The organism is uncultured Paracoccus sp., from assembly GCF_937873615.1.
GTDB lineage: Bacteria > Pseudomonadota > Alphaproteobacteria > Rhodobacterales > Rhodobacteraceae > Paracoccus.
In genome coordinates this window covers 1-9,457 of the sequence record NZ_CALMYP010000060.1, presented here as the reverse complement: position 1 = coordinate 9,457, position 9,457 = coordinate 1, and the positions used below count along the sequence as shown (strand labels likewise).

Annotated in this window: 9 protein-coding genes; all 9 read right to left on the bottom strand. The window is 65.4% G+C overall.

Features of this window, described 5'->3' with window-relative positions; translation table 11 throughout:
- A partial coding sequence (locus Q0330_RS14530; RefSeq protein WP_299480865.1) for a S49 family peptidase occupies positions 1-622 on the bottom strand: 622 nt, incomplete at its 3' end.
- 11 nt (positions 623-633) lie between these two features.
- On the bottom strand, positions 634-891 hold the full coding sequence (gene gpW / locus Q0330_RS14525; RefSeq protein WP_299478787.1) for a gpW family head-tail joining protein: 258 nt from the start codon (positions 889-891) through the stop codon (positions 634-636).
- Positions 888-2,480 (bottom strand): phage portal protein, encoded by a 1,593-nt coding sequence (locus tag Q0330_RS14520; RefSeq protein ID WP_299478783.1) that lies wholly within the window; start codon positions 2,478-2,480, stop codon positions 888-890. The genes gpW and Q0330_RS14520 overlap by 4 nt, the downstream gene beginning before the upstream one ends.
- Positions 2,477-4,465: a terminase gpA endonuclease subunit gene (locus Q0330_RS14515; RefSeq protein ID WP_299480862.1), complete on the bottom strand. Its 1,989-nt coding sequence runs from the start codon at positions 4,463-4,465 to the stop codon at positions 2,477-2,479. Before Q0330_RS14515 ends, Q0330_RS14520 begins: the two co-directional genes overlap by 4 nt.
- The gene (locus Q0330_RS14510) at positions 4,462-5,082 is read right to left on the bottom strand and encodes a hypothetical protein (RefSeq protein ID WP_299480859.1); all 621 of its coding nucleotides are present in this window, start codon (positions 5,080-5,082) and stop codon (positions 4,462-4,464) included. Before Q0330_RS14510 ends, Q0330_RS14515 begins: the two co-directional genes overlap by 4 nt.
- 132 nt (positions 5,083-5,214) lie before the next feature.
- Positions 5,215-5,781, bottom strand: a complete 567-nt coding sequence (locus Q0330_RS14505; protein ID WP_299480856.1) for a phage tail protein — start codon at positions 5,779-5,781, stop codon at positions 5,215-5,217.
- 97 nt (positions 5,782-5,878) lie between these two features.
- Positions 5,879-6,688 (bottom strand): hypothetical protein, encoded by an 810-nt coding sequence (locus Q0330_RS14500; RefSeq protein WP_299480853.1) that lies wholly within the window; start codon positions 6,686-6,688, stop codon positions 5,879-5,881.
- Positions 6,689-7,114: 426 nt separating this feature from the next.
- Complete coding sequence (locus Q0330_RS14495; RefSeq protein ID WP_299480850.1) at positions 7,115-8,917, bottom strand: phage/plasmid primase, P4 family; 1,803 nt, start codon at positions 8,915-8,917, stop codon at positions 7,115-7,117.
- Positions 8,914-9,457: hypothetical protein (locus tag Q0330_RS14490; RefSeq protein ID WP_299480847.1), on the bottom strand; the 544-nt coding region annotated here is incomplete at its 5' end. The genes Q0330_RS14490 and Q0330_RS14495, both read right to left, overlap by 4 nt.

Here is a 9,457-nt window from a genome sequence, read left to right as displayed (position 1 = left end):
CCTGTTCGAGGTTGCCGCTGAAATCGGCGTGCATCATCACGACGCCGATGGAACCTGCGCCGCCGAAGTCCGGCATGAATATCTGGCGAGCCTGGCTGGCGAGCAGGTATCCGGCCGAATAGGCGTAATCAGTCAGAATCGCGATCGTCGGCTTGGCGGCCGACAGTTTCCGGATGGCGACCGCTGTCTCGAAAGCGCCGTTGACCATTCCCCCGAAGGAGTCGATTTCGAACACCACGCCGCCGACGTCCTCGTCGCGGGCGGCGCGGGCGATCTGCACCTGCAGGCCCTGATAGGACGTCTCACCCGACGAAGCCCCCACCCATGCGCCCTTGTGGACGAGCGTCCCCTCGATCGGAATCACCGCGACGCGACCGATCATGTCGAAGGGCCGGACGCCGGCGCGATCGTAGGCTCGCCCCAGCCGATCCCCGAGCACGCCGGCAGATGGGCGCCCCGCCGAGAAGGCGACATGATCGACCGGGCCTTCGCCGTTGACGACGCTGACCGGAAACCCGGTCAGGCGCGGGCCGAGCATCCGAATGACCGTCTCGGCCTTCCTCGGATGGTAAAGGTGCGGCTGCTCGAACAAGATCGAGCAGATGCGGTCAAAGGCTGGCATAAGATGCCCTCTCAAACAAAGCGCATGCTCTTGGCATAGCGCCGGCGGCGGCCCTGCGAGGCGGCGCACTCGTTTTCGTACCGTTCGATAAGCTCCCGCAGCCGGGCGGCATTGGCCGCGCTCCATCGGACCTCATCCTCGCCGAAGCGCGTCATGGCCACGCCGCCGCCGGTCGCGATGATCAGTTCGGCCTTCTTGAGTTCCGAGGCGACCTCACACGGATTGTTGATGTCGACGGAAACGCCATTGATCAGCACCGTCGTCATCATGCCCTCTCTTTCTTCCGGGTTTCGTCTTCTTCCCGATCCCCGTCCTTGTTCGAGGCCGGGTTGCGAACGAAGGGCGACGGCATGCCGGCGGCGACATAGCGATCGTGCTCGCGCTGCCGCTGCTCGAAGACTTCGTCCGGATCCTTCCCGAGCTCGGCGCACTCGTCGGCCAGCGTCGAGGTGCCGTTGAAGATGCGCTCGCTCGACGCCTTCGCGCTCTTTCCGTCGTCGGCGGACGGCTTCGCCGGACCCTGCCAAAGCGCCCACGCGAAGCGTTCCCGGTTCGCGGCGAATGCTTCGTATCCGCCCTTCACCTCGATCCTGCTCTCGCCGACTTCCTCGTCCAGCCAGTTTTCGTAAAGAGACTGGCAAGGCGGCGCGGCAATGCGCTCGCGGCGACGGACGACGACTGGCCAGATCGACGAATTCTCCATCCGCACCGACGAATAGGTCGCGTTCTCGTGGTTCATCGTCAGGCCGCCGAACGAGATGCCGATCGCCCGCGCGATGTCGCGCGACAACTCCCTGTTGACCGACAGGAACTCCGGGCTGGGCGTCCGCGTCGAAAGCAGTTCCAGCTTCTCGCCGGGGGCGAGATGGGACACCCGCGGATTGCCGCTGATCGAAATCTCGCCCTCGGCGGCGCGGTCGAGCGCGGCCATGAAGAAATCGCGATAGCTGTCCTTGAACTCCTTGTCCTCGATCGCCTCGATCGCCTCGAAGGCATCGGCCGAGGGGGAGGCGCTGGTCAGCGCCGCCGCGAACACGGTCTGCAAGATCGCGGTCTGGATCGTCGTGTCGACCAATGTTTCGCGAAGAATATGCTGGCGGAAAGCCGCAGCGAGGCGGCTGATGCCACGGACGTCGCCGGCGTCCATCGGGTCGAAGACATGAACGACGCGCTGGCGCCCGTCCCTGTCGTAAGCGCGATGATCGCGCTTCACGATGATTCCCGTTTCCTTCTCCTGAATCCTGTAGGCGACGGGCCGCCCGTTCGGATCGTGGACGACGCCCTGAAAAAGCCCCTCCATCTCGTTCGTGTCCTGCACGAGCTTCGTGGGGTTGACGAGGCAGAGCTTGGTTCCGCTCGTGATTCCATATTGCCGGCGCTGGGCGCGCGGCATGTATTCGATCAGACCGAGACCTTCGCCATAGGCCATATCCCAGCGCAGCATGATGTCGATTTGCTGCGGACCGGAGAACTTGCCCCGGAAGTCGCACTCGCGCGGCTCCCAGAAGTATCGCTTCCACCGCTGCTTGATCGTTTTGACCAGCGCCGCGGTTTCCGCTTCGCTATAGCCGAGATCGCGAAGATCGGGCTGCGGGTTGAGGACCAGCTCGACGCCGACCGTGTCGGCGATCACCTGGTCCGCCGCGCCGCGAAGCTGGCCGGAATTCTGGATCAGGTCGAGCGCGAGGGCGGCGGTGCGTCGCCATACCGCCCGCACGTCGTCCCGGTGCTCCCGCAGGACCGCCGGGCGCGACGAGAGGACGGCCGACCGCGTGTCGCGCAGGTATCCGCTGCGCGGCACCGACGACGAGCGCGCGGCGCTGCCGGCCTTCACTCGGACCCTCGGCTTCTCGGTCATTTACGGTTCTTCCACCTCTGCCGCCGCTGGCGTCGTTTCTCTTCTTCGTCGTCCGCCGGCGGCGGGGCTTGATTGGCTGGGACGATCCGCGTGAGCAAATCCTCTATGTCGCCCTGCACAGCCTCGGGCGGACACTCCCGTTCGGCGTCGTATCGGTCCCAGACCTGGTCGGGCATCGACCGGATGCCGAACTTGATGGCGGCCGCCTCGGCTTGAAGATGCGTGTCGAGGCCCTCGTTCGCCTGCGCCGGATCCTTCACCCACTCGTATTTGACGAAGCCGGACTTCGTGCGCACCGCCTTGCGGCTTTCGGCCGTAAGCTGGCGATAGAACTCGTCCTCGAGGCCGCGCGGCAGGGCCACGAAGCCGCGCTGCAAGGGATCGTCCTTCGCGAGATTGCGATAGAGGCCCATTTTCAAGACCGACGTCGCGAAGTTGAAGAACCGGCGGGAATACCGCTTGACCTTGCCGGTCTTCGTGTTCCGCTCCTTCTTCACCGCGGCGATCAACGGGGCCGACTCGGATGGCACGCCGCGGACCATGATCAGGCGGGACGTGGGGTGCTTCTTCACCCAGCCCCAGACGTCCTCGGTCCATGCGTTGCCGTCGATCGCAACCATGTCGGCCTGAATCGGACGGCCATGCGCGTTACGCCACGTCTGCGCCATCAATCCGTCGAGCATGGCGCGGCAACCGTCCTCGCTGATATGGCCGGGGAAGACCACATATTCGATGACGGCGCGGCGGAAGTCTCGGCCCCACGCCACGATCTGCGCCTCGACCCGATCCTTCTGGCAGTCGATGCCGATCGTAAGTAGCGGATAGCCGACCGGAATCGAGCCTCGCGAATAGAAGGACAAAGCCCCCCTGTCCCGCAGGCTCTCCCATCCCGGCGCCTCGCCGAGTGTTCGGTAGGCGCGGCCGACCGTATCGTTGAAGAACGTCTGCTCGGACGCCGGGTCGCCCTTGGCGCTCAACCACTCGCGGGCGATCCGCTCGAAACTTTGCAGGAGCGAATACGCCGACCACAGATGAAAGGAACGATGGACCCGCTTCGCCGCCGGGTTGCCGGCGCGCCAGACTTCCTCGCCTTCCGCCTCCCGCCGCTTGGCCTCGCGGAACATCTGCGGCCGATGAAACTCTTCGATAACGCCGCCGCACCCATCCGCGACGCATGTGAAATGCGCGCGCTCCGGATGCTTTTCGTCGATCGACTGCTGGAAATTCTCCCATTCCAGCGTCTGCATTTCGCCACAGTGCGGGCATGGCAGGAAAAGACGTTCCTGACTTCCGTCCTCAAAGTTCCGGGTGATCCTGCACCCCGGCTCGACGAGCGGCGTCGAGATTTTGAAGACCTTCGCGAACTCGTGTGCGCGGGATCGGCTGTCGGCTTGCGTCTCCGGGTCGCCGGCGGCGTTCATCTCCCATTTCGCGAGGTCGTCCTGCACCTGCCGGCGCATGGTGACTTGCGACAGGGAGGCCGGCGAATTGGCCCCCGAGATCTGGATCGCGCCGCGACCGTCGACCCGTTCCTTGTAGAGAACGCTATCCAGACCGTCGCGCGAGCGCATCGGGAAGAGACGAGCGAGCGCCGTCGTGCCTTTCAGCATCGGCGCCAGCTTCATCTTCGACCAACGCTGCGCGTTCGAGTCGGTCGGATGAACGTAAAGAAAGTCACCGGGGTCCATGTCCATGGACCCGCCGCAGAAGATATTGGCGAGGACGGTGCCGCCAAGCTGCGCCGACTTCGCCAGCGTGACGGTCCTGCAAGGGTCGCTCGGAGACAGCGCCCGCAGGATTTCGTCGAAGTAGAAAAACAGATCGCGGTTATACGGACCCGGCAGCGGGCTTTCGCGCTCCGAAAAGACGATGTTGCGCTCGGCCCATGCGAGATAGTTGACCGGCGGCGGGGGTGTCAGAACCTCGGCCAGCACGTCGTTCGCGATCCGCTCGGCGTTCGCGACGACAACCGTCATGGAGGTCATGCTTCGCCGCCTTCCTCGATCACATATTCCACGGTGGCCGGCACATCCTCGGACTGCTCTTTGGCAACCTGGGCGGCCACGCCCTTCTTCTCGTTTCGCACCTCCCGCAACAGATGCAGCACGTCCCGCTGGGGGAGGCTGAACTTTCCGGCGATGGCGGAGGCGAAGTCGACCAGCATAGCCGCGTTCACCTCGTCCACCTGCCGCGCGAGGCGCGCCATCTGCGCGCGCACGTCATCAGCCGGGACCAGCTTCCCCCGCCGTGTCGCCTCTTCGACAGCGTCGCGCTCGTTCTTCCGGCGCTCGCTCTTCAGCCGCTCAAGCTGGATCTGGTAGGCGACGTCGTCCGTGCGCAGCGGCGGCGCGGTGCTCGTCGGCTGATCGGTCGCTGCGCCGGCGGCACCGAAGACGCGCGTGCCGATTCCATTGCCGAGGCTCTGGCCGACATCGCGGCGAGCCTTGATCTGCTCAAGCGCGCGATCGACGATGATCTTCGCGGAGCGCCCCTCGCCGTCCAAGGCGTCCGGGCCTATCTTGCCTTCGGCGATCCACTGGCTCACGCGGCCGGGCGAGACGCCAACTTCACGCGCGAAGTCGCCCTTTGAGAGAACCTGCATTTTAGTGCTCTTTAGGCTCCTCTTTAGGAACGAATTTAGGCTCCTAAAACCGTGTCAGACTGGCGAAGGTTCGGGCGCAACTCCGCCCGTGGGCGATGCTGCGGGGATACGGTCCCTATACGGGGGTAGGGGTCAGCGCCGCATGAGGCGCCCGAGTTCGTGGTCGACCCGGCGGGGGAGCACCTCGCGCACCGTCCGATCGAAGGCGTCGAGGGTCGCCCCGCTCACCATCTCGGCGGGGATGACGACGCCCGACTGCTCGACCTTGATCGGAAACCGCGAAGCCCCAACCCGTCGCACGACATGGCCATGGAACACGATGCCCGAACGGTTCGGGAAGCGCCCGCCCTTGATGAACGTGCCGGCGAACACCTTCCGCTTTCCGAACGGTGCAGCCGATACCCCGGCGCGGGTTTCACGCGCCTTGAAGAACTTGAGCGCCACGTCGCCACCCCGCGCCGACATGGTGTAGGCGAGGGTCTGGGGGGACGAGCGCGTCACGCGCACGGCCTTGATGATCGTGGTGCGGGGCAGGCCCGTTTGCTTCGGCAGCACCCGGCGCACCTGCGTTCGAGCCATATCGCCCGTGCGGTTGACGGCCCGGTTGCCGATCTTGCGCACCTCGCCCTCGGCGAGCGTGGACAGCATCTTGCCGAAACGCTGGATGCCGGAGACATCGGCCCATTTCGTCACGAGCATGGGTGCCTCCGGAAACGCGAAAGCCCCGCAGCGTTTCCGCGCGGGGCTATGAACCTTTTTATCCGTGACAAGGTATAGGTCAAACTTCTGCCGCACGTCAAGCGGTTCTTTTCGCCCCAGCGCCCGGCCCCGCAATCAGTTGCACGCGCGGGCCGCGCTCGCCCCACGGACGGGCGACGATGTCCGAATCTGACAGCCGATGCGAGACAAGCCGATTCGCGACCCGGTCGTGAACGCGCCGCAGCGCCGCGGCCCATAGTTCGCGGTCGAGCCTGCCCATGATGTCGGCGACCGGGTCGTCGGAAAACTCATATTTGCGATATGCGCCCCGGAACGGCCTGCCGGCCTTGCGGTTGAAGCCGTCGACCTCGATCGCGTTGGCGCGGCCGAAGACGTCGCGCACCTGCTTGGCCATGAACCATGCGGGCCGCCCTGCGCGCTCGACCATCCTGATCGCCGGGACCGGGGCCGCCCAGCCCGGCTCGCGGCCGAGCACGGCGCTGCCGATCACGAGGCTGACAAGATGCGCGGCGCGGCGGATGCGCGGGCGAAGCGTGAACCGCTCGACCGCCCGCTCGACGGCCTGCGCGGTCAAGACCGGCATGCGGTCGTCATGCTGCGGCCAGTCGGGCAGCGGATCCCAGCCGGTCGGGATGACGATCTCGCAATGAGCGAGGTCGGCCACTTCCTCGCCGATGACGAGGGCGTCGTCGTGGGGCGCGCCCTGTTCGAGCAGGAAATTGTCGTGATCGCGACCGGGCGTGTCGATCGTCGTCATCAGTTCGGCCCAGTTCGTGATCTTGCCCCATGACGACGCCTGCAGCATGCGCCATGCCGAATTCACGTTGTCCAGCCCGTCCACGCCGCCGCCTTTCGGCAGTTCATGCACGAAGGCCCATGCCAGCATTTCCTCAATCGCCATCGTTTTCATGTCGAAAACCCCTATCGTCCCAATTTCAGGGCTTCCGCCCCAAATTCCAATCTTCCGCCCCAAAGGGCTTTTTTGATAACTATTTGAAAACACAAACAAAAATCAGAAGTCAGGGGAGATAGGGACGCTAGGGACGATAAATCTCGCGCTTATATGGAAACGAAATCCCCTTCTTTATCGGGGATGTCTCTTTCTATTCACGCGCGCGCACGGGCAACTTCCGATTTATCTGCCCTAGCGCCCCTAGCGTCCTAACCTCCTGTTTTCCCGCACCCTTTTTGCCGACCCTTGCGCCCCATCCTTTCGCCTATCGTCCCTCGCAGCCCAGAAATCGCCCCGCGCGTTGCGACGATAAGGAAGGAAGGCCAAGGCACGGCCTCGGCCAGAAAGGGGGACAAGGGTTTAGCGGTCATGGCCGTAATCCTCGGGCGACGGGCCGGGGTCGCGGCCGGGTGGCGTCACGAACTCGTCGCGGACATGGATGCCGCGATAAACCGTCGTGCCGCTCTTCGATTTCCAGAAGGTGCGCATCTGGCCGTCAGGTGCGGCCCATGACAGGCGCGTATAGTCGGGGAACTTCCGGGCGAAGGTGGACGCCTTGAACTCCGGGGCGCCCTCCCGCGACGCCCAGTTCGAATAGCCGATATGCAGGTCGCCCGGCGAGGACACGTCCTCCTCGCGCCCGGTGACGATGCAGGCATTGCGCACGAACGCGCCGATGGGGTCGCTTTCCTCGCGATATTCGCGGGTGGCGGCCAGCACCTTCTCGGGCGGGCGGAGGCCGAAATTCAGATAGTCGGGCGCGCCGGCGATCATCCATGCAAGGACGCCCTCGGCCTCGGCCCGCAACTTGGCGGGAAGCTCGCGGTCGACTTCCTCGACCGGGATCTGCACCTCCCACGGCACGAGATAGACGCGCCGCCAGATGCCGTCCGAGGTGTCGTCGATCCTCGGCTTGTGGTTGCCCGACAGCATGATCTTGAACTGGGGCAGCACCTCGAAGAAGTCCTGATGCAGCCGCCGCACGGCGATCTTCTCACCGCCGGTCAGGGTCTTGATCAGCGCGTCCTTGAGTTTCACGCCCATTTCCGGCTCGCTGGCCGCGACGAGGCGGGCGCCGGGAAGCCGCGCAAGGTCGGGCGTCGCCTCGCTGCCGCCGCGCCGGGTTTCGCCGGCGAAGCTGTCGATCGAGAGGGTGACGGCATAGTCGCCGAGGATTTCGCAAAGCAGATCGACGAAGGTGGATTTGCCGTTTCGGCCCGCGCCATAGAAGAAGACGAGGCATTGCTCGACCGTGAGGCCGAGGAGGCAATATCCCGCGAAGCGTTGCAGGAAGGCTCGGATGTCGGGGTCGGGCTGCACGCGCTTGAGAAACGTCTCGAAGGTGGGCGACCTGGCATGCTCGTCGAAGGCGTAGCCGACCAGCTTCGAGATGAAGTCGGCCGGGTTGTGCGGGTCGATCCGGGCGCGCCAGATATAGGTCGGATCGGCGGGGTCGGATTCGTCGTTTTCCTCGCGGACGAAGCGGATCGTGCCCGAGGCGCAGTTGACGGCGAAGAGGTCGCGATTCAAGTCGCCGACCATCATCGCGACATGCGGCAGGGCCTCCTTCATCATGTTGTCGATCTTCGACGACCCGGCCGAGCTCTTGGCATGGCGGTGCCGGGCGGACTTGCGGCCGTTGACCTTCTTCTTCGCCTCCTCGCCTTCCTCTATGGTTTCCTCAAGCTGCATGTAGATGCCGAGCTTCTCGGCATCCCAGTCCTTCTTCGGGATGCCCATCTTCTTGCGCTCGACGCGGGCATCGCGCCCGGCCTGCATCAGCTTTTCCTCTTCCTCGGTCGCGGTGAGCAGCGCGGCTTCTTCCGAGATCATCTCGGCCGTCTTCTGCGCCAGCGGGCGGACGACGGAACCGTCCTCGTCCTCCTTCCAGCGCGCGCCGTCGAAGCCGTGCCAGCCGATCCGGGCGACATGGACGACGCGGCGGCCGTAGCGGATAAGGAAGCGCCTGCCGTTGCCGATGTCGGTTTCCGGCTCGAAGGCGCAGTCCGAAAGCATGGTCTGGGGATCCGGCTCTTCCGGCGGAGGCGGCGCGGAAGCTGCCGAGACGAGCGGCCGCCCGCCATTGTTCGCGCTGCGGTAGGCAGCGGCGACGATGGCGTCGACTTCATCCCATGCCGGATTGTGCTTTCCTCCCTCACTCACGCTTTCACCTCGTCGTCATAAGAAAATGCAGATGGATGACCGGCCAGCATGGCCGCGAAATCGGTGCCGCGGCGCGGCATGATGATGGGCACGAGCCGGCCCGGCCGGGCGTGGCGGGCCTTGGCGCGGACCATGGCCGAGGCCGTCATCACCGGCTCGGAATCGCCGTCGCCGATCAGGACAAGCTCGTCGACGTGGTCGGGCACGACCATCGCGTCCGGCTCTCCGCCGTCGCGGAACAAGGGAACCGGCCCCGGCACCATGACGGCGCGCTCGCGGCCGTTCTTGTCCTTCTTTCGCAGGGTCGGATGCGCGCGGCGCGACGAAGGGTCGGCCGGGCCGGCCATGTTGCCGAGATCGCCGGCGGCGAAATAGAAGGTGTCGGCGCGGAATTCCTCCCATCGCCCGAAGGCGAGGGTGTTCTCGATCCCTTCCGCGCCGAGCCAGCGGCGGGCGGGAGGGGGGCCGGCGGGCGGGGTCACACCCCCCCTCTTCGTGCCGCGCCCCTTCTTCGTGGCGGGCGCCCCGGAGAGTTCGGCG